This window comes from Rhizobium sp. PAMB 3174 (genome assembly GCF_052908375.1).
The window spans coordinates 778,557-795,763 of record NZ_CM128608.1 but is presented as its reverse complement, the minus strand read 5'-3'; the positions used below and the strand labels follow the sequence as shown (position 1 = coordinate 795,763).

Genomic DNA, 17,207 nt, shown 5'->3' with positions numbered 1-17,207 from the left:
AGAATAGCTGCTTGGGGCGGTGCCCGCACAAAACTTGGACGAGGGAGAGCCAGTGAAGAAAATCGTCACTTCGGGAGAGATTCTCGTCGAGATCATGGCGGAAAGGCTGGACCAGAGCTTCCTGACCGCCGGCCCGCTCGTCGGACCATTTCCCTCCGGCGCGCCCGCCATTTTCATCGGTCAGGCGGCGGCCCTCGGCCAACCGGCCGGGCTGATCGGATGTGTCGGCAGCGATGATTTCGGAACGCTGAACATTCGCCGGCTGGAAGCGCTGGGCGCCGACGTTTCGGCGATCACGACCCATCCGGAATTGCCCACCGGCACTGCATTCGTCACCTACCGGAGCGACGCAAGCCGGCATTTCGTCTTCAACATCAAGCACAGCGCCGCGGGCGCGCTTGCCTTTGGCGACGCAGCGCGTGCGCTGGTTCAGGGCGCCGAACATATGCATGTGATGGGCTCCTCCCTGTTTTCGCCGGAAGCGACCGACGTGGCGCTTCAGGGGATCGCCGCCATCAAGGAACGGCGCGGTACCGTGTCATTCGATCCCAATATCCGACGCGAGATTCTCTCGCTGCCGGGCATGCGCGAGGCGCTGGCGAAAGTTTTCCAGTTGACCGACGTCTTCCTGCCGAGCGGCGACGAACTCTTCCTGTTCACGGACGAAAAATCCGAAGCCGAAGCCATCCGGTCCATTCTAGCCCGAGGGCCTACAGTGGTCGTTCTGAAGAAGGGCGCAGCCGGTGCAGTCTATTTCGATCGGGACAGAACTGTCGCGAGCACCGCATTTGCGGTCGAGGAAGTCGACCCGACGGGAGCCGGCGACTGCTTCGGGGCAGCGTTCGTCTCGATGTGGCTGCGCGGCGCCGAACCCGAACAGGCCATGCGCATCGCCTCGGCCGCGGGCGCGCTGGCCGTGACACGCAAGGGCCCAATGGAAGGTATACACGCCATGGCCGAGATCGAAGCGTTCATTGCAAGCCGGGAGCATCGGGCATGACCAGCGTCACCAGACAATTCGCCGAAATGCCCGCAGCGCGCAGCGCTGGCCGGCGGCCGGGCATCGTCTCCGTCTGCTCGGCCCATCCGATGGTGATCGAGGCGGCCTTTCGCCACGGCCTGCGTCGCGAAGGACCGGTGCTGATCGAAGCGACCTGCAATCAGGTGAACCAGGACGGCGGCTATACCGGCATGACGCCCGCCGACTTCCGCCGCTTCGTCGAGGGCATCGCCGGCAAGGTCGGCTTTCCGCTCGACCGGTTGCTGCTGGGCGGTGATCATCTCGGCCCCAATCCGTGGACCGCTCTCAATGCGGAAACGGCCATGGAAAAGGCCGTGACGATGATCGAAGCCTTCGCCGCGGCGGGCTTCACGAAGCTGCATCTAGACACCAGCATGAGCTGCGCCGGCGACCCCACGCCGCTGCCGGACGAAGTGATTGCCCAGCGCGCGGCAACGCTTGCCGCCGCCGCCGAACGTTCGGTCCAGGCAATCGGCGGCACCCTGCCCGCCTATATCATCGGCACCGAGGTGCCCGTTCCAGGCGGCGCGTCGGAAGCGCTGGACCATCTGGAGGTGACGAAGCCCGAAGACGCATTGCGGACCGTCGAAATCCACCGGGACGCATTTTCAAAGCTCGGGTTGGAGAGCGCCTTCGAACGTGTGACCGGCGTCGTCGTCCAGCCCGGCGTCGAATTCGGGAATGCCGAGGTCGTGGAATACGCGCCAGACAAGGCAGTCAGCCTGTCCGCAGCATTGAACGACATGCCGCAATTCGTCTTCGAGGCGCATTCGACGGACTATCAGAGCGCTGAGGCGCGACGTCGCCTGGTCGACGATGGCTTCGCCATCCTGAAGGTCGGCCCATGGCTCACCTTCGCGCTACGAGAAGCGCTCTACGGCCTCGACAGCATCGCCGGCATTCTTGTTCGTGACAGCGACCGGGAAGCCCTCCCCGCGAGCATGGAACGCCTGATGCAGGAAAAGCCGGGCAACTGGCGCAAGTACTATCACGGCACCGGCACGGAACAGTATGTGCAGAGGCACTATTCGTTTTCGGACCGGATCCGCTATTACTGGCCCGACCCCGCCGCGCAAGCGGCCGTTTCGGCACTGCTTGCGTGTCTCGAGGGAGTTCGTATACCGCGACCGCTCATCAGCCAGTATCTCGGCCATCTGCAGCCACTCGTCGAGAGTGGAAAGGTCAGGCCGATGGCGCGCGACCTCATCCTCGCCAGTATCGAACGCATTCTGGACGTCTACGCCGACGCCATCGACTGAAACGTGGCGGAGATCGATCCGCCACGTTTCTGGAGCCATTGCCGGTCGTCAGTTGACGAAATGCACGGTGTCGAAGGTCCGGCGCCATTCGGCGACCTCGGGGGCGAGCGCTTCCGGGTCGTTGCGTTTCAGGCCGGCGGCGATCAGCTTGGCGAGACGGGGTGCGTCGGCCGCCGTCATGCCCCAGCGCACCAGCTCCGGCGTGCCGATACGAAGACCGTTCATGTCACCCTTGACCTCGGCGATCGGCAGGCCGATGCCGCAGGCGAGGAAGCCGGCGAGACGCAGCGTCTTCGACGCCGCCTGTCCGCCGCCGAACTCAGCCGCCGCGATGGCGAACTGGTGGGAACGGGTATAGCCGTCCGCGCCGGAAAAGACCGGCAGGCCTTCCTGCGCCAGCGCTTCTGCGAGCGCCATCGACATGCGGATCATTTCCGCCGCATAGACCTGTCCGAAATCGCGCCAGTCGAGCATGGTGACGGCGAGCGCCGCGGACTTGGCCGCATCGAAATTGGCGGTCATGCCGGGGAAGGCGATGGCGTCGAGCGCCTTGGCGATCTCGGCCTCGTTGGTGACGATCAGCCCGCCGGCCGGACCGCCGAGGCTCTTGTACGTGCTCATCGTCATGAAATGCGCGCCGGCGGCAAGCGGGTTCGTCCAGGCCTTGCCGGCGATGATGCCGCATTGATGCGCGGCATCGAACATCACCTTGGCGCCAACCTCGTCGGCAATCGCCCGCACTTCCGCGACCGGATGTTCGAAGAGATTGAGGCTGCCGCCGACGGTGATCAGCCGCGGCCGTTCGCGGCGGGCAAGTTCGCGCAAGGCGTCGACATCGACGGTGTAGCCGTCGGCGCGGACGGGTGCCGGAACGGTGCGCAGGCCGTAGAGACCGGCGCAGCCGGCAATGTGGTGGGTGACATGGCCGCCGATCGAGGCCGGCGGCGCGATGATCGTGTCGCCCGGCTTGCAGATCGCCATGAAGCCGAAGAGATTGGCAAGCGCGCCCGACGGCACGCGGATTTCGGCATATTTCGCGTCGAACACTTCCGCCGCCAGTTCGGCGGCGATCACCTCGATCTCCTCGATCGCCTCCAGCCCCATCTCGTACTTGTCGCCGGGATAGCCGAGCGACGGGCGCGTGCCGATACCCGAAGCCAGCAGCGCCTCGGCCTTCGGGTTCATGACGTTCGTCGCCGGGTTGAGATTGAAGCATTCCTTCTCGTGGATCTCGCGGTTGCGCTCGGCAAGCGCTTCGACGCGGGCGAGCACGTCGCCGGATGCCTGCCGGGCAACCTCGCCGGCAATCTCCAGCACGCGCGTTTCACACTGTTCGGGAACCCAGTTTCTGCGGGACAATGTCATGGCCGATCTCCTTTGTTGGCGCGAGCATCCGATTTTCCGCAAGACCGGGCAAATCAGATTTGCTATTTTTGAGTTTAGAAAAACTGAGGGTAGAAAATGCCGGTCTCGCCTCCGCGCCCCAAGGGCCCGCCGCTCAACGCGCTCCGCGCCTTCGAGGCCGCCGCCCGGCTGGAAAGCTTTGCCGAAGCCGCCGAAGAGTTGTCGGTCACCCCCGGCGCGGTGTCGCAGCACATCCGCACGCTGGAGGACTGGACCGGAGCCGACCTCTTCATCCGCCACGCACAAGGCGTGCGGCTCACAGCGGTCGGCAAGTCGCTGCTGCCGAAATTCGTTGCCGCCTTCGATCACCTCGGCGAAGCCGTCAGGGCGCTGCAGGGCATCCGGCCAGTCACCGACATCCACATCGCCACCATGCCCAGCATCGCGCAATTGTGGCTGTCGCCGCGGCTGAGCGGCATCCGCCGGCATCTGACCGGCATAAGGCTGTCGGTCACGGCGCTGGAAAACGCCCCGAACCTGAAGCGCGAACTCTTCGACCTGTCGCTGTTCATCCGCAAGCCCATGGGCCTGCCATCGGAGACCGTGCTGGAGGAGGACCTGATCTATCCGGTCTGCGCGCCCGCCCTCCTCGACCGCGTCTCCAGTCCGGAGGATCTCGCCGGCCTGCCGCTGCTGTTCGACCGGTCGTGGGAGGAGGACTGGGAGCTCTGGCTCGCAAGCTGCGGCGTGACGCTGCCGGGCGGGCCACAGGGCCCGCGCTATTCGCTCTACAGCCTGGCGCTGGAGGAAGCCAAGGCCGGCGCCGGCGTCCTGATCGGCCATCAGAGCCTGGTCGCTCCGGCCATTGCCGCCGGCGATCTCGTCTGCCCGTTCGAACATGTCTGCAGTACCGGCAAGGCGCTGGTCCTGGAAACCCTGCCCGGCAAGAGCGCCGTCAGCGATGTGGTCGAGATCGTTCGACTGCTAAGGGAATGACACAGCTCGCCTACTGCGCGTTCTGAGGCAGGCCGTCGGCGATCTCGTAATAGTCGCCCTTGTCGGCGACGAAGATATGCATCTCCAGATGCGTCCCGGTCGGGCCATCGAAAGCGCCCATGGCAATGGCGATCCAGTCGCGGTGCGGCGGATCGAAGAACAGCGAGGAGCCGCAGACCGAGCAGAAGCCGCGGCGCACCTTCGCCGACGACTGATACCACGTGACGTTCGCTTCACCTTCAACCGTCAGGCTGTCCTTCTGCACATTGGCCGAGGCGAAATAGTGGCCGGAATGCTTGCGGCAGATCGAACAATGACAGGCATCCGGCGCCCCGAGCTCACCCGCCACCTTGAAGCGGACGGCTCCGCACAGACATGAACCACGATGCATCATTCCCTCCGTTCCAATGGACCGGATGCATCGTAGACGGATGGCCATCGAATGCATCCGGAAAATGTGGAAGGTTCAGAGTTTGTCTCGGAAGATGACTTGAGCACTCTGCGCCGTGTCGAGGACGAACTTATATCCTGTAGCGCCATCGGGATTCGGCTTCAGCCGCCAGATCTGGGTGGCAACAATACACGCGTTGTCTTCACCTTCGCATTGGACGGAGCCGCCATTTTTGAACTTCACCTCGACTTTCTTGCCCGCTACGTCGAGCGTGAACCGACCGCCATCATTTTCCGCCCCGTTGAAGCTGTAGGTAATCGCCTGGCCGGAGTAGATCTCGTAGACGAACAGGAAGCGATAGCGATCCGAGTCATAGTTGGCGACATCCGCCCTGAATGCCGCAACCTGAGCCGCATTCAGAACGTCATTCGGATAGGCGAAGCGCTTCTGTCGCGTATCCTTCATTTCGAACCTCAGGGAGGAGGCGATCTCGGCCTCGGCGGACGCCTTGATCTTCGAGAAGTCGCCACTAAAGGTGATCTTCAGGTCGCGAGACGAAGATGCGGTATAGTTGCCTGTCCTTATCGTGTTGACCCCCAACAACTTACCATCCTTTGGCACCTGTTCATCGAGCAGGTTGCGCAGATAGTTCACCGTGCCGGACTGCCTGTCCCACAGGAGCACATCACCGAAGGCGACCCTGCGTGAATTGATGTTCCCGTTGCTGACAATTGCATTTTCCAAATCGACCGACGCCGTGCGCGCGCAGCCGGAAAGCCCAAGCCCCAGCAGGGCCATTGCAATGATATGCTTCATATTCGTTCCCCGGTTTCTGTAGTGAAGGCCACACAACCTTCAGGGGAGCAGGCTACATAAATAAACCATAAATTGAAATACGACGCGCTGAAAAACCTGTGCGTGCAGGCCGCCAGGCGAAACAAAATAAGAGATGGGATCGGCAGGCGTCCGTCACAACCGTGCCGGCGAATAGGCTGCGATGTCATTGCTGTTGCCGCGCCGTGAGATGAGGCCGGAGACGATGCGGGCGGTGACCGGAGAGAGTGTCAGCCCGATATGCCCATGGCCGAAGGCGAGAATGACATCGTCGCCGCCGCCGGACGGACCGATCACTGGCACGGAATCAGGCATCGACGGCCGAAAGCCCAACCACGTCCGGTCCGGCGTCCTGTCTTTCAGGAACGGAAAGACCTCGCGCGCACCGCGCTCCAGCGCCGCCAGGCGATGCGGGCTCGCCGGCGCCGTCGTTCCGCCGAGTTCGACCGTTCCGGCAACCCGCAGACGTCCGTTCATCGGAATGAAGTAGAAGCCGCGCTCGGTCGGGCAGGTCGGCCGGGTCAGCGGCACATCGTCCAGGTCGTATTCGAGATGATAGCCGCGCTCGGTCTCCAGCGGCACGCGGCTGCCCGCCTGGGCGGCAAGCGCGCGCGAATGAGCACCGGCGGCGATCACCACGCGCTGAGCCTTGACGCGAAGTTGCCCCGCCCCAATCTCCACGCCGCCATTGACCCGTGTCAGCGTCTTTGCGCTCGCCTTCAGGAACGGAACCCCCTCGGCCGCGAGCTTCGCCGCAAGCAGCCGCATCATTCCGCCGGGATCGGCCAGATGGATCGCATCACGGAAATGAACGCCGCCACCCTCGATCGGCGGCAGTGCCGGTTCCAGCGCCGCCACCTCGTCCGGGCCGACCAAGGCCTGCGACACGCCGTAATTGCGCCGCTCAGCGAACCCTTTCTGCGCGCCCAGAAAATCCTTTTTCGAGGAATAGAGGTAAAGCGCGCCGTTCTCGCGAATGAGACCCTCGCCGCCGATTTCCGCCGCGAGTTCCCGCCAGGACGAGGCCGCGCCGGACAGCAGGCCGGCAATGGTCGCGGTATTGCGCGCCGCATTGGCCGGCAGCGATTGCCAGGCGAACCGCACAAGCCAGGGAAACAGCGCGGGCAGATAGGCCTTGCGGATGGCGAGCGGGCTGTCGCGATCGAAGAGCAGCGACGGCAGGCTCTTCAAGACCGCCGGCGTTCCGACCGGCATGATGGCATAGTCGGCGATCGTCCCGGCATTGCCGTAGGAGGCGCCCATGCCCGGCTCGCCGGGTTCGATGATCACGACCTCATGACCCTCGCTCCTGAGCCTTAGCGCGATCGTCATGCCGATCGTGCCGCCGCCGATGATGGCGATTTCGGTCGATACCGTCCCTGCCGCCTGTTCCATACCGTCCGTCATCCCCGCCCCCGAATCCACGTCCCCAGATTTAGCCGCCGCACCCAATCACCGGCCGGAGAAGCAATCAAGCCCCGCGATGCAGGCCGGCCACACGGGCGCGCCGAAACGCCGCATGACGGGCCGTGCGCTTGCGGTCTTTGCACGGTTGCGAATATGACATTGGGACAAGGGTTGGTAATGATGAGCAACGAAACGATCACGCTTTACGAGGCCATCGGTGGCGACGCCACCGTCAAGGCCCTCGCCCGCCGCTTCTATGAACTGATGGACACCTTGCCGGAAGCATCCCGCTGCCGCGCCATCCATCCGGCCGATCTGTCCGGCTCCGAACAGAAGCTCTACGACTATCTGACCGGCTATCTCGGCGGTCCGCCCGTCTATGTCGAAAAACACGGACACCCCATGCTGCGCCGGCGGCATTTCATGGCCGAGATCGGACCAAAGGAGCGCGACGAATGGCTCCTGTGCTTCCGCCGTGCCATGGATGAAACGATCGAGAACGAGAAACTCAGGGCCATCATCTGGCCGCCGATCGAGCGCCTCGCCTATCATATGCAGAACCGGGAATAAGCCCTTGCCGAGACTCCAGAATATCATCCTGTTTCTTGCCGGGCTGACGGGCCTTTCCGGCGTCGCGCTTGCCGCCGCCGCCAGCCATCTCGGCGACCGCTACCTGCTCGGCAACGCCTCGCTGATCTGCCTCAGCCATGCGCCGGTGCTCATCGGCCTCGTGGCGCTGTGGACGAAGGCGCGGACAATCCCGGCAGCAGCCGTCGTGCTATTCGTCGGCATCCTGCTTTTTTCGGGAGATCTCGTCAGCCGCCACTTCACCGGCGCGGCTCTGTTTCCGATGGCAGCACCATCCGGCGGCGTATTGATGATGGCAGGATGGGTGCTGATCAGCCTCGGCGCGTTCTTCCTGGCGAAATCAGAGCGCTGACGCGCCTGCGCCTCGGGCGATGTGCCCGGTCAGGGCGTGCTGCTGAAGCGCAGCAGGTTCCAGTGCGGATCGTGAACGAAGAACTCCACCACGTCCGGCTGGCGTTCGCATAAAGGGCTCAGATGATCGAGACCCGCTTCGTTGAACTCCTCGTAAAGGCCACGAATGCCGCTGCCGCGCAGGAAGATGCAGGAGTTTTCGCAGAGTTTGGGATCCTCGACCTGCCAGAAATGCAATTCCATGCAGCCACGGCGAACGACGAGATAGGACTTCTCGTCATGAGGAATCTGTTCAAATCCAAGCTTGTCCCGGTAGAAGGCCAGCGTCACGTCGAGGTCCAGCGACGGCAGCACCGGCAGGACCTCCACCAGACAGTCGTCGCTCGTTGCATGTTCGGCAGTCACGTCATGCTCCTTCGACGTCCGTAAATCCTTCGAACACCGGCGGTCCCAGATACATTCCCTTGTGGTCGGCGGCTTGCCTGTGGGCCTGCCGGAAATTCTCCGACTTCGTCCAGTTCAGAAAATCGGCCTCGCTCTTCCAGAGCGAGTGCGATGCAAAGAGGGTATATCCCTCTTCCGCGAATGTCTTGCCGCGCAACAGCCTGAAACCCTCGAAGCCCGGCACGCTCGCCAGGCTCGAATCGCGGTTCTTCCAGACATTCTCGAATGTCGTTTCCGCGCCGCAGGCGACCTTGAAACGGTTCATTGCTACATACACTCGAATGTCCCCCTCGTCATGTGCGGGCACTCTGCCGAAATGACCGGACAAACGCAATCACGCGTCCTGCGGCCTCCACATTCGATTGCATGCCCCCCTGCCCGGCAAACTGCCTTTTCTGAGGCAATGGTAAAACGTTCGATAATGCCGCCCGCCGCTCGCGCTCATCCTCGACAATCTGATGGAGTTCGACGACAAAACCGCCGTTTTCCGCCTGCATCAGCTTGTGAAGGCCGATCAGCGTCGACCTTTCTCCGGCTTCGATGATCACTGCAGCCCATCCCGCTCATGCAGGTCGGCCAGCGCCCGCTCAAGGCTTGATTTCGAGCCGTTTCGCAATGGAATGAAGGCCTTGCCGAACTTCTTGCAGCCGGTTTTCACACGCAGGCACGCATCATGGCTGATGCAGTTGACCGGGCAGAACACGCAGTCGACAGACGGCAGGACCGTATCGATACGGGACACCGCCTCGCGCAGGCCGCCGTCGTGATGGAGCAATTCGGCACCGTAGCTCTCCGCGAGCTCCCTGAGATGCGCAACCTGACAGTCACGGCCACCCACATAGAGGAAGCTGCGGCCGCCAAGTCCCTGGCGCTCTCCCGAAGACATCTCGTTCTGCACCTGCGGCTGATTGCTCCGGTCGCGCTTCTTGATCTTCTTCGCCATTGGCAGATTTCCCTCCTTGCAAGCATAAGGGCTTCAAGCCCCTTTGATGCCGGAACCATATAAAACCTGATTTTTATAATCAACTATAAATATGATCAAATAACTCATGTTTTTTCACGCCGGAAAACGGCCGATGAGAACGCCTGAATCAGAGTGTGAAGACCATGCAACTCAGCATCAGCTAACCAGAATAACTGATTCAAATCATTGACTTGCAAAGACCGACGACACGCCGTCAGACAGTCAAATATTTACCGTTTGATAAAATTTTTAAGCTGAGTTACCGTTATCCCAGTCGCCATACCAAAAAAGAGGGAACGTTCATGGGACGACTGGATTCCGGCATTGCCGCCGGCAGGCTTCAGCCTGCCGAATACGAGACGAATTTCTCCGACCTGCACCCGCGGCTCGACAAGCATGAGGCACTGGTCGCCTCCGACCGCTGCTACTTCTGCTACGACGCGCCGTGCATGACGGCCTGTCCCACCTCGATCGACATTCCGATGTTCATCCGCCAGATCGGAACCGGAAATGCGATCGGCGCGGCAAAGACCATCTTCGACCAGAACATCCTAGGCGGCATGTGCGCCCGCGTCTGTCCCACCGAAACGCTCTGCGAGGAGGCCTGTGTGCGCAACACGGCCGAGGAGAAGCCGGTCGAGATCGGCCGCCTGCAGCGCTACGCGACCGACGCGGCGATGGCCGAAGACAAGCAGTTCTACAGCCGTCCCGCCTCGACCGGAAAGACGGTGGCCGTTGTCGGCGCCGGCCCGGCCGGGCTCGCCTGCGCCCATCGCCTCGCCATGCGCGGCCATTCCGTCGTCGTCTACGAGGCGAAGGAAAAGGCCGGCGGGCTGAACGAATACGGCATCGCCAGCTACAAATCGACCGGCGGCTTCGCGCAGAAGGAAGTCGACTACGTCCTGTCGATCGGCGGCATCGAGGTCAAGAACGGCCAGATGCTCGGCCGGGACTTCTCGCTCTCCGACCTCGCCTCGGACTATGACGCCGTCTTCCTCGGCATGGGGCTGGCCGGCGTCAACGCGCTTGGCGCCGAAGGCGAGGAAACGTCAGGCGTCATGGACGCCGTCGACTTCATCGCCGAACTGCGCCAGTCCACCGATCTATCGACCCTTGCCATCGGCCGCCGCGTCGTCGTCATCGGCGGCGGCATGACCGCCATCGATGCCGCCGTTCAGGCAAAGCTGCTCGGCGCCGAGGAAGTCACCATCTGCTACCGCCGCGGCAAGGAAAACATGAACGCCTCGGAATTCGAGCAGGACCTCGCCGCCTCCAAGGGCGTCATGATCCGCCACTGGCTGCAGCCGAAAAATGTGATCGCCAAGGACGGCAACGTCGCCGGCATCGAAGTCGAATACACCGAACTGAAGGACGGCAGACTGTCGGGCACCGGCGAGACTGGCCTCATTGCCTGCGACCAGATCTTCAAGGCGATCGGCCAGACCTTCGAGGCGACCGGGCTCGGCGCCCTCAAGATCGAAGGCGGACGCATCGCCATCGACAGTGAAGGCCGCACCTCCGTCTCCGGCGTATGGGCCGGCGGCGACTGCGTGAAGCTCGGCGAAGACCTGACGGTGACTTCGGTCGCGCAGGGTCGCGATGCCGCAGAATCGATCAACAAGGCCCTGGCCGCCGGCACCGTCCGCGCCAGCGCCGTGGCTTGAAGGAAGGGATGAGGGACAATGGCTGATCTTCGCACGAACTTCGTCGGCATCAAATCGCCGAACCCCTTCTGGCTCGCCTCCGCGCCGCCAACCGACAAGGCCTACAATGTCGAGCGCGCCTTCAAGGCCGGCTGGGGCGGCGTCGTCTGGAAGACGCTCGGCTCGGAAGGCCCGCCGGTCGTCAACGTCAACGGCCCGCGCTACGGCGCGATCTGGGGGGCCGACCGCCGTCTGCTCGGCCTCAACAACATCGAGCTCATCACCGACCGCGACCTCTACGTGAACCTGCGGGAGATGAAAGAGGTGAAGATGAAGTGGCCCAACCGGGCGCTCGTCGCCTCGATCATGGTCCCCTGCGTGGAAGAGGAATGGAAGGCGATCCTGCCGCTGGTCGAAGAAACCGGCGCCGATGGCATCGAACTCAATTTCGGCTGTCCGCACGGCATGTCCGAGCGCGGCATGGGTGCTGCGGTCGGCCAGGTGCCGGAATATATCGAGATGGTCGTGCGCTGGTGCAAGCAGTACACGCGCATGCCGGTCATCACCAAGCTGACGCCGAACATCACCGACATCCGCAAGCCGGCCCGTGCCGCCAAGGCCGGCGGCACCGACGCGGTGTCGCTGATCAACACCATCAACTCGATCGTCTCCGTCGACCTCGACAACATGGCCCCATCGCCCACCGTCGGCGGTAAGGGCACCCATGGCGGCTATTGCGGCCCGGCGGTCAAGCCGATCGCGCTGAACATGGTCGCCGAGATCGCCCGCGATCCGGAAACCTACGGCCTGCCGATCTCCGGCATCGGCGGCATCACCACCTGGCGCGACGCGGCCGAATTCATGGCGCTCGGCTCCGGCACCGTCCAGGTCTGCACCGCCGCCATGACCTATGGCTTCAAGATCGTCGAAGAGATGATCACCGGCCTTTCCGCATGGATGGACGAAAAGGGCTATGCGACGCTCGACGACGTCGTCGGCCGCGCCGTGCCCAACGTCACCGACTGGCAGTACCTGAACCTCAACTACATCGCCAAGGCCCGCATCGACCAGGACCAGTGCATCAAGTGCGGCCGCTGTCACATCGCCTGCGAGGACACCTCGCATCAGGCAATCACGGCCCTCGTTGACGGCGCCCGCAAGTTCGAGGTCATGGAAGACGAATGCGTCGGCTGCAACCTCTGCGTCAACGTCTGTCCCGTCGAGGGCTGCATCACCATGGTGCCGCTCGAAGCCGGAGCGATGGACGAGCGCACCGGCAAGCCGGTCGACCCGAACTACGCCAACTGGACGACCCATCCCAACAACCCGATGTCCCGTCAGGCCGCGGAATAAGTGTCCTCCTCAAACTCCAAGCGCCCGGTTCGTCCGGGCGTTTTTTTGTTCAGACGTCGCCCTCGTTGGGAATGTTCAGCACGGTGCCGCAATGCTTGCAGTGCACCGCATCGCGCTCATGCTGGGAGAGACCGCATTGCGGACAGGGATATTTCACCTTCGACGGGCGGAAGATCGTCTGCACCAGTCGCAGGAACAGCGACACGCCGAACACCATGATCAGGATCGACAGCAGCCGTCCCGTCTGGCCCTGCAGCGTGATGTCGCCGAACCCCGTCGTCGTCAGTGTCGTGACGGTGAAATACATCGCGTCGAGAAAATGCCGGACGTTCGGATTGACGCCCACCTGGGTCACGAACACCGCTTCGGTCATGACGAAGATGAAGATGAACATGTTGGTGGCGCTGAGGATCACCTCCTCGTTGCGCTTGAAATAGGGAAAGTCATGCCGGAGCTTGTTCTGCAGCCGGTAGGAGCGCAGCAGCCTCAAAACCCGCAGACCGCGCAGAAAGGCGAAGTTCTCGCCGAGAATGGGCGCGAGAAACGACAGCATGGCGACCAGGTCGGCAAGATTGAGCGGATGAATGAGAAAGGCCGGCTTCTTCTTCGCGATCCAGAACCGCGCCACATAATCGGCCAGGAGGTAGAGGCCGAAGACCACATCCAGCGCTTCGATCAGCGCCGAACCGTAATAGAAGGTCGAGACGACGAGAAACAGGATCGTCAGGACATCGATGCCGAGAAGCGTGTATCGAAACCGGTGTGCGGCATCGCTGTCGCCTTCGTACAGTTCGTAGATCCGCGCTTTCAGCCTCTGCAATATGCCGCTCCGTTTGTTTTCATCCCCCTGCTTGGCAGTTTTGGACGATTGCGGCAAGACAACCCGCCACTTTAAGGCTAAAGCACGTTTCAACCTCACAGCCAGGGGCAGAACCTTGAAGCAGGATGTTCAACCGCAAAAATCGATCCACAACACCCATGCCACGGGTGCTGTGAAGCTTCGCGCGCACCTGGCGATGCTGTCCTTCTCGCTGCTGGTGGCCGGATCGTTTTCGCTTGGCGGCATGGCGGCGCAGCATATGCCGGCGGCCGAACTGCAGTTCATCCGCTACATGATCAGCATCGTCGTGATGGCGGGCATGGCCTTCATCATGTTCCGCCAGCGCTTGACCATTCCGGTCCAGCCCTGGCGCTTCGCCATCTACGGCATGTTGATGGGCACCTATATGCTGACCATGTTCCTGGCGCTGGAAATCACCAGCCCGGTGCAGACGGGCGCAGTCTTCACGCTCATGCCGCTGGCGAGCGCCGCCTTTGCCTTCGTGATCCTGAAGCAGCATACCCGGCCCGGCGTTTTCTTGAGCCTCGTGATTGCGGCGAGCGGCGCGATCTGGGTGATTTTCCGCGGCGACGTGCAGGCGATCCTGCGCTTCGACATCGGCAGGGGCGAGCTGATCTATTTCGTCGGCGTGCTCTGCCATGCCGCCTACGTGCCGCTCTTGCGCAAGCTCGATCGCCGTGAGCATCCGACCGTCATCGGCTTCTGGCTCTCCGTCGCCGTCAGCATCTATCTGCTGTTTCCCGCCGCCCCGCAGATCGCTGTGACCGATTTTTCGGCCATGCCGCCGATCGTCTGGACGGCGCTCGCCTATCTGTCGGTGGTCACCACGGCCATCACCTTCCTGCTGATCCAGTACGGCTCCATGCGCCTGCCGGCGCCGAAAGTGCTCGCCTACAATTACCTGACGCCGAGCTTCATCATCATTCTCGAAGGACTGATCGGCCATGGCTGGGCAAGCCCGGCCGTCTTCGCCGGCGCCTTGGTCACCGCCTGTGGCCTGATCGTCACCGGGCTGCTGCCGGATTGACGTCACTCAAGCGACCGGCACGCCGGCTCGCTCAGACAGCACCCGAGGCAAGTCCACCCTGATTCTGCGCGATCGCAGCGTCTGAAGATTTCACCCTGAGCCCTTCGATGAAGAGTTGCTCAAGGAACCGGGCGGCATCCTCGAACCGGCCATCACCCGAAAGCTTCTGGCCGAGAACCGCCCGCACCTGGACGTCGAAGTCGGCATAGTGCTGCGTCGTCGCCCAGATCGAGAAGATCAGGTGATAGGGATCGCATTTGGCGATCTTGCCGGCCTTGGCCCAGGCGCGGATCACCGCCGCCTTCTCGTCGACCAACTCCTTCAGCGGGCCGGCGAGCTCATCCTCGATATGCGGCGCGCCCTGCAGCACCTCGTTGGCAAACAGCCGGCTCTCCCGCGGGAAGTCGCGCGCCATCTCCAGCTTGCGGCGGATATAGGAGCGGATCTCGGCCTCCGGATTGCCGGCCGCGTCGAAGGCCCTCAGCGGCTCGAGCCAGGTCTGCAGCACCCGGTCGATCAGGGCCCGGTGCATCGCCTCCTTGGTACGGAAATAGTAAAGCAGGTTCGGCTTCGACATCTCGGCGACCTCGGCGATCTGGTCGATCGTCGCGCCCTTGAACCCGTAGGAGGAAAAGACATCCAGCGCGGCCTGGAGGATGACCTCCTCCTTCTCTTCCTGAATGCGGGTCCTGCGCTGCGTTTTCGCCGCCCTGGCCTTCACCATGTAAGCCTGTCTCCTCGCCTCAAAAATTCATGACCTGCGGCAAAAAGTGCCGCAAGAATGCGCATGCGGAAAACCTATGCAAAATCTTCGCGCCGACACTTCTTTTTTGGCTTTTCCGACTTGAGTGGCGCTGCGGAAATTGTAATGTTTACCAATCGGTCAAATTATCAGACAGAAATGTCGTGAAGGCAACTGATATCCGGCGGCGAACAAAAACAATAAGCGCCGCACCGACAATGGGAACGAGACCGGCAGACCGCCGGCGAAAATGGCGAGGATGAAATCATGGTGGCTGCACCCGGCGAAAACATGCGCGTCAACGGCGACCGCCTGTGGGACATGCTGATGGAGATGGCGAAGATCGGCCCCGGCATTGCCGGCGGCAACAATCGCCAGACCCTGACGGATGCCGACGCCGAAGGCCGCAAGCTCTTCCAGACCTGGTGCGAAAATGCCGGCCTGACAATGGGCGTCGACACGATGGGCAACATGTTCATGACGCGGCCCGGCACCGACCCGGACGCCCTGCCCGTATACGTCGGTTCGCACCTCGACACCCAGCCGACCGGCGGCAAGTTCGACGGCGTGCTCGGCGTGCTCGGCGCGCTGGAAATCGTCCGCTCGATGAACGACCTCAACATCAAGACCAAGCACCCGATCGTCGTCACCAACTGGACGAACGAGGAAGGCGCCCGCTTCGCGCCCGCCATGCTTGCCTCCGGCGTCTTCGCCGGCGTCCACAGCCAAGACTACGCCTATAACCGCACGGACCCCGAGGGCAAGAAGTTTGGCGACGAGCTGAAGCGCATCGGCTGGGTCGGCGACGAGGAAGTCGGCGCCCGCAAGATGCACGCCTATTTCGAATACCATATCGAGCAGGGCCCGATCCTCGAGGCGGAGGAAAAGCAGATCGGTGTCGTCACCCACTGTCAGGGCCTCTGGTGGCTGGAATTCACCCTGACCGGCAAGGAAGCCCATACCGGCTCGACGCCGATGAACATGCGCGTCAATGCCGGGCTCGCCATGTCCCGCATCCTGGAAATGGTGCAGGACGTCGCCATGAGCGAACAGCCGGGCGCCGTCGGCGGCGTCGGCCAGATGTTCTTCTCGCCCAATTCCCGCAACGTCCTGCCCGGCAAGGTCGTCTTCACCGTCGACATCCGCACGCCGAGCCAGGAAAAGCTCGACCGCATGCGCGCCAGGATCGAGGCGAAGGCGGCGAAGATCTGCGAGGATCTCGGCGTCGGATGCTCGGTCGAGGCCGTCGGCCATTTCGATCCCATCACCTTCGACCCCAAGCTGGTCACCATGGTCCGCGACGCTGCCGAGCGGCTAGGCTACTCCCACATGAACCTGATTTCCGGCGCCGGCCACGACGCCTGCTGGGCCGCCAAGGTGGCGCCCGCCACCATGGTCATGTGCCCCTGCGTCGGCGGCCTCAGCCACAACGAGGCCGAGGAGATCTCCAAGGAATGGGCCACCGCCGGCGCCGACGTGCTGCTGCACGCCGTGCTCGAAGCTGCGGAGATTGTCGAGTGATGCTTTCTCCACGGGAAAGTGGGAGTATCTGGATGGCAGCGAAGTCCGAGGCATGGCTTCGAAAACCCGGCGCAACAGCACGGGCCAGAATACTGCGCGCAAACGATACGGAACCGGAATATCGTCTGTGGAGCGATCTTCGGGGCCGGAGATTGAACGGACATAAGTTTTCACGGCAGATCCCGCTGGGGCCTTACATCGTGGACTTCATCTGCCGGGAAAAGAACCTGGTGGTCGAGCTTGATGGCGCGCAACATGCCGAAAGCCAGGTTGACGATATCCGGACAGACTGGCTCAACGCCAACGGTTATTCAGTCCTGCGCTTCTGGAATGACGAGGTTTTGAAGGAACGCCGCACGGTGCTGGAAACCATACTGGCCGTTCTGGAAGGCAAGATCTTCGAACGATGTGACACTTTGCGTTTCTATCCCGCGACAGCGGCTGCTCGAGGGGAACGGCAAGAATGAGAGCAGTTTGCACC

Annotated in this window: 20 protein-coding genes; 10 read left to right on the top strand and 10 right to left on the bottom strand. The window is 62.6% G+C overall.

The features are described from left to right. The first annotated feature begins 52 nt into the window (after positions 1-52). Both ACU5AY_RS03765 and ACU5AY_RS03760 read left to right on the top strand, forming a co-directional pair. Entirely contained in the window at positions 53-1,000 is a 948-nt protein-coding gene (locus tag ACU5AY_RS03765; RefSeq protein ID WP_446828053.1) for a sugar kinase, read from the top strand. After that, positions 997-2,280, top strand: coding sequence for a D-tagatose-bisphosphate aldolase, class II, non-catalytic subunit (locus tag ACU5AY_RS03760; protein WP_446828052.1), 1,284 nt, complete (start codon positions 997-999; stop codon positions 2,278-2,280). Before ACU5AY_RS03765 ends, ACU5AY_RS03760 begins: the two co-directional genes overlap by 4 nt. A 48-nt stretch (positions 2,281-2,328) precedes the next feature. On the opposite strand, the gene ACU5AY_RS03755 is transcribed toward ACU5AY_RS03760, so the two are convergent. After that, positions 2,329-3,645 (bottom strand): aminotransferase class I/II-fold pyridoxal phosphate-dependent enzyme, encoded by a 1,317-nt coding sequence (locus ACU5AY_RS03755; protein ID WP_446828051.1) that lies wholly within the window; start codon positions 3,643-3,645, stop codon positions 2,329-2,331. A gap of 96 nt (positions 3,646-3,741) precedes the next feature. Here ACU5AY_RS03755 and ACU5AY_RS03750 point away from each other — a divergent pair, with 96 nt between their 5' ends. Then, the gene (locus ACU5AY_RS03750) at positions 3,742-4,620 is read left to right on the top strand and encodes a LysR family transcriptional regulator (protein ID WP_446828050.1); all 879 of its coding nucleotides are present in this window, start codon (positions 3,742-3,744) and stop codon (positions 4,618-4,620) included. A 10-nt stretch (positions 4,621-4,630) separates the two neighbouring features. Here the strand turns inward: ACU5AY_RS03750 and ACU5AY_RS03745 are convergent, their stop codons facing one another. The 3 genes from ACU5AY_RS03745 to ACU5AY_RS03735 form a co-directional block, all read right to left on the bottom strand. After that, on the bottom strand, positions 4,631-5,011 hold the full coding sequence (locus ACU5AY_RS03745; protein WP_446828936.1) for a GFA family protein: 381 nt from the start codon (positions 5,009-5,011) through the stop codon (positions 4,631-4,633). A gap of 75 nt (positions 5,012-5,086) precedes the next feature. Next, entirely contained in the window at positions 5,087-5,827 is a 741-nt protein-coding gene (locus tag ACU5AY_RS03740) for a hypothetical protein (RefSeq protein WP_446828049.1), read from the bottom strand. 153 nt (positions 5,828-5,980) lie between these two features. Further along, positions 5,981-7,252 carry an NAD(P)/FAD-dependent oxidoreductase gene (locus ACU5AY_RS03735; RefSeq protein ID WP_446828048.1) on the bottom strand — a complete coding sequence of 424 codons (1,272 nt, stop codon included), beginning with the start codon at positions 7,250-7,252 and terminating at the stop codon, positions 5,981-5,983. A 180-nt stretch (positions 7,253-7,432) separates the two neighbouring features. Between ACU5AY_RS03735 and ACU5AY_RS03730 the strand changes: the two genes are divergently transcribed. Further along, positions 7,433-7,822, top strand: a complete 390-nt coding sequence (locus ACU5AY_RS03730; RefSeq protein WP_446828935.1) for a globin domain-containing protein — start codon at positions 7,433-7,435, stop codon at positions 7,820-7,822. A gap of 4 nt (positions 7,823-7,826) precedes the next feature. Continuing rightward, positions 7,827-8,192, top strand: coding sequence for a DUF423 domain-containing protein (locus tag ACU5AY_RS03725; RefSeq protein ID WP_446828047.1), 366 nt, complete (start codon positions 7,827-7,829; stop codon positions 8,190-8,192). A 29-nt stretch (positions 8,193-8,221) separates the two neighbouring features. Here ACU5AY_RS03725 and ACU5AY_RS03720 read toward each other — a convergent pair whose 3' ends face one another. Genes ACU5AY_RS03720 through ACU5AY_RS03705 form a run of 4 tightly spaced genes read right to left on the bottom strand, consistent with a single transcriptional unit; the run spans position 8,222 to position 9,521 of the window. Then, on the bottom strand, positions 8,222-8,596 hold the full coding sequence (locus tag ACU5AY_RS03720) for a glyoxalase superfamily protein (protein WP_446828046.1): 375 nt from the start codon (positions 8,594-8,596) through the stop codon (positions 8,222-8,224). 1 nt (position 8,597) lies between these two features. Next, a complete protein-coding gene (locus ACU5AY_RS03715) occupies positions 8,598-8,912 on the bottom strand; it encodes an antibiotic biosynthesis monooxygenase family protein (protein ID WP_446828045.1) in 315 nt (104 codons plus the stop codon). A 16-nt stretch (positions 8,913-8,928) separates the two neighbouring features. Then, positions 8,929-9,183 carry a hypothetical protein gene (locus ACU5AY_RS03710; protein ID WP_446828044.1) on the bottom strand — a complete coding sequence of 85 codons (255 nt, stop codon included), beginning with the start codon at positions 9,181-9,183 and terminating at the stop codon, positions 8,929-8,931. After that, on the bottom strand, positions 9,180-9,521 hold the full coding sequence (locus ACU5AY_RS03705) for a DUF2325 domain-containing protein (protein WP_446826030.1): 342 nt from the start codon (positions 9,519-9,521) through the stop codon (positions 9,180-9,182). Before ACU5AY_RS03705 ends, ACU5AY_RS03710 begins: the two co-directional genes overlap by 4 nt. A gap of 380 nt (positions 9,522-9,901) precedes the next feature. Here ACU5AY_RS03705 and ACU5AY_RS03700 point away from each other — a divergent pair, with 380 nt between their 5' ends. Beyond that, positions 9,902-11,263: an NAD(P)-dependent oxidoreductase gene (locus ACU5AY_RS03700; protein WP_446828043.1), complete on the top strand. Its 1,362-nt coding sequence runs from the start codon at positions 9,902-9,904 to the stop codon at positions 11,261-11,263. Between the two features lie 18 nt (positions 11,264-11,281). Continuing rightward, the gene (preA, locus tag ACU5AY_RS03695) at positions 11,282-12,595 is read left to right on the top strand and encodes an NAD-dependent dihydropyrimidine dehydrogenase subunit PreA (protein WP_446828042.1); all 1,314 of its coding nucleotides are present in this window, start codon (positions 11,282-11,284) and stop codon (positions 12,593-12,595) included. 49 nt (positions 12,596-12,644) lie between these two features. Here the strand turns inward: preA and ACU5AY_RS03690 are convergent, their stop codons facing one another. Next, a complete protein-coding gene (locus ACU5AY_RS03690) occupies positions 12,645-13,415 on the bottom strand; it encodes an ion channel (RefSeq protein ID WP_446828041.1) in 771 nt (256 codons plus the stop codon). 115 nt (positions 13,416-13,530) lie between these two features. On the opposite strand from ACU5AY_RS03690, the gene ACU5AY_RS03685 reads away from it, so the two are divergent. Further along, positions 13,531-14,463: a DMT family transporter gene (locus tag ACU5AY_RS03685; protein ID WP_446828040.1), complete on the top strand. Its 933-nt coding sequence runs from the start codon at positions 13,531-13,533 to the stop codon at positions 14,461-14,463. Between the two features lie 31 nt (positions 14,464-14,494). Here ACU5AY_RS03685 and rutR read toward each other — a convergent pair whose 3' ends face one another. Continuing rightward, complete coding sequence (gene rutR, locus ACU5AY_RS03680) at positions 14,495-15,187, bottom strand: HTH-type transcriptional regulator RutR (RefSeq protein WP_446828039.1); 693 nt, start codon at positions 15,185-15,187, stop codon at positions 14,495-14,497. A gap of 285 nt (positions 15,188-15,472) precedes the next feature. Here rutR and ACU5AY_RS03675 point away from each other — a divergent pair, with 285 nt between their 5' ends. Together ACU5AY_RS03675 and ACU5AY_RS03670 are read left to right on the top strand one after the other, a co-directional pair. Next, positions 15,473-16,726 carry a Zn-dependent hydrolase gene (locus ACU5AY_RS03675; RefSeq protein ID WP_446828038.1) on the top strand — a complete coding sequence of 418 codons (1,254 nt, stop codon included), beginning with the start codon at positions 15,473-15,475 and terminating at the stop codon, positions 16,724-16,726. After that, positions 16,660-17,193 carry an endonuclease domain-containing protein gene (locus ACU5AY_RS03670; RefSeq protein ID WP_446828037.1) on the top strand — a complete coding sequence of 178 codons (534 nt, stop codon included), beginning with the start codon at positions 16,660-16,662 and terminating at the stop codon, positions 17,191-17,193. The genes ACU5AY_RS03675 and ACU5AY_RS03670 overlap by 67 nt, the downstream gene beginning before the upstream one ends. The last annotated feature ends 14 nt before the right edge of the window (positions 17,194-17,207 follow it).

Bases quoted from the DNA above. Each gene is read 5' to 3' on its own strand.
- ACU5AY_RS03760 (WP_446828052.1), top strand. From the start codon at position 997: ATGACCAGCGTCACCAGACAATTCGCCGAAATGCCCGCAGCGCGCAGC.
- ACU5AY_RS03755 (WP_446828051.1), bottom strand. From the start codon at position 3,645: ATGACATTGTCCCGCAGAAACTGGGTTCCCGAACAGTGTGAAACGCGC.
- ACU5AY_RS03750 (WP_446828050.1), top strand. From the start codon at position 3,742: ATGCCGGTCTCGCCTCCGCGCCCCAAGGGCCCGCCGCTCAACGCGCTC.
- ACU5AY_RS03745 (WP_446828936.1), bottom strand. From the start codon at position 5,011: ATGCATCGTGGTTCATGTCTGTGCGGAGCCGTCCGCTTCAAGGTGGCG.
- ACU5AY_RS03740 (WP_446828049.1), bottom strand. From the start codon at position 5,827: ATGAAGCATATCATTGCAATGGCCCTGCTGGGGCTTGGGCTTTCCGGC.
- ACU5AY_RS03735 (WP_446828048.1), bottom strand. From the start codon at position 7,252: ATGACGGACGGTATGGAACAGGCGGCAGGGACGGTATCGACCGAAATC.
- ACU5AY_RS03730 (WP_446828935.1), top strand. From the start codon at position 7,433: ATGAGCAACGAAACGATCACGCTTTACGAGGCCATCGGTGGCGACGCC.
- ACU5AY_RS03705 (WP_446826030.1), bottom strand. From the start codon at position 9,521: ATGTCTTCGGGAGAGCGCCAGGGACTTGGCGGCCGCAGCTTCCTCTAT.
- ACU5AY_RS03700 (WP_446828043.1), top strand. From the start codon at position 9,902: ATGGGACGACTGGATTCCGGCATTGCCGCCGGCAGGCTTCAGCCTGCC.
- preA (WP_446828042.1), top strand. From the start codon at position 11,282: ATGGCTGATCTTCGCACGAACTTCGTCGGCATCAAATCGCCGAACCCC.
- rutR (WP_446828039.1), bottom strand. From the start codon at position 15,187: ATGGTGAAGGCCAGGGCGGCGAAAACGCAGCGCAGGACCCGCATTCAG.
- ACU5AY_RS03675 (WP_446828038.1), top strand. From the start codon at position 15,473: ATGGTGGCTGCACCCGGCGAAAACATGCGCGTCAACGGCGACCGCCTG.
- ACU5AY_RS03670 (WP_446828037.1), top strand. From the start codon at position 16,660: ATGGGCCACCGCCGGCGCCGACGTGCTGCTGCACGCCGTGCTCGAAGC.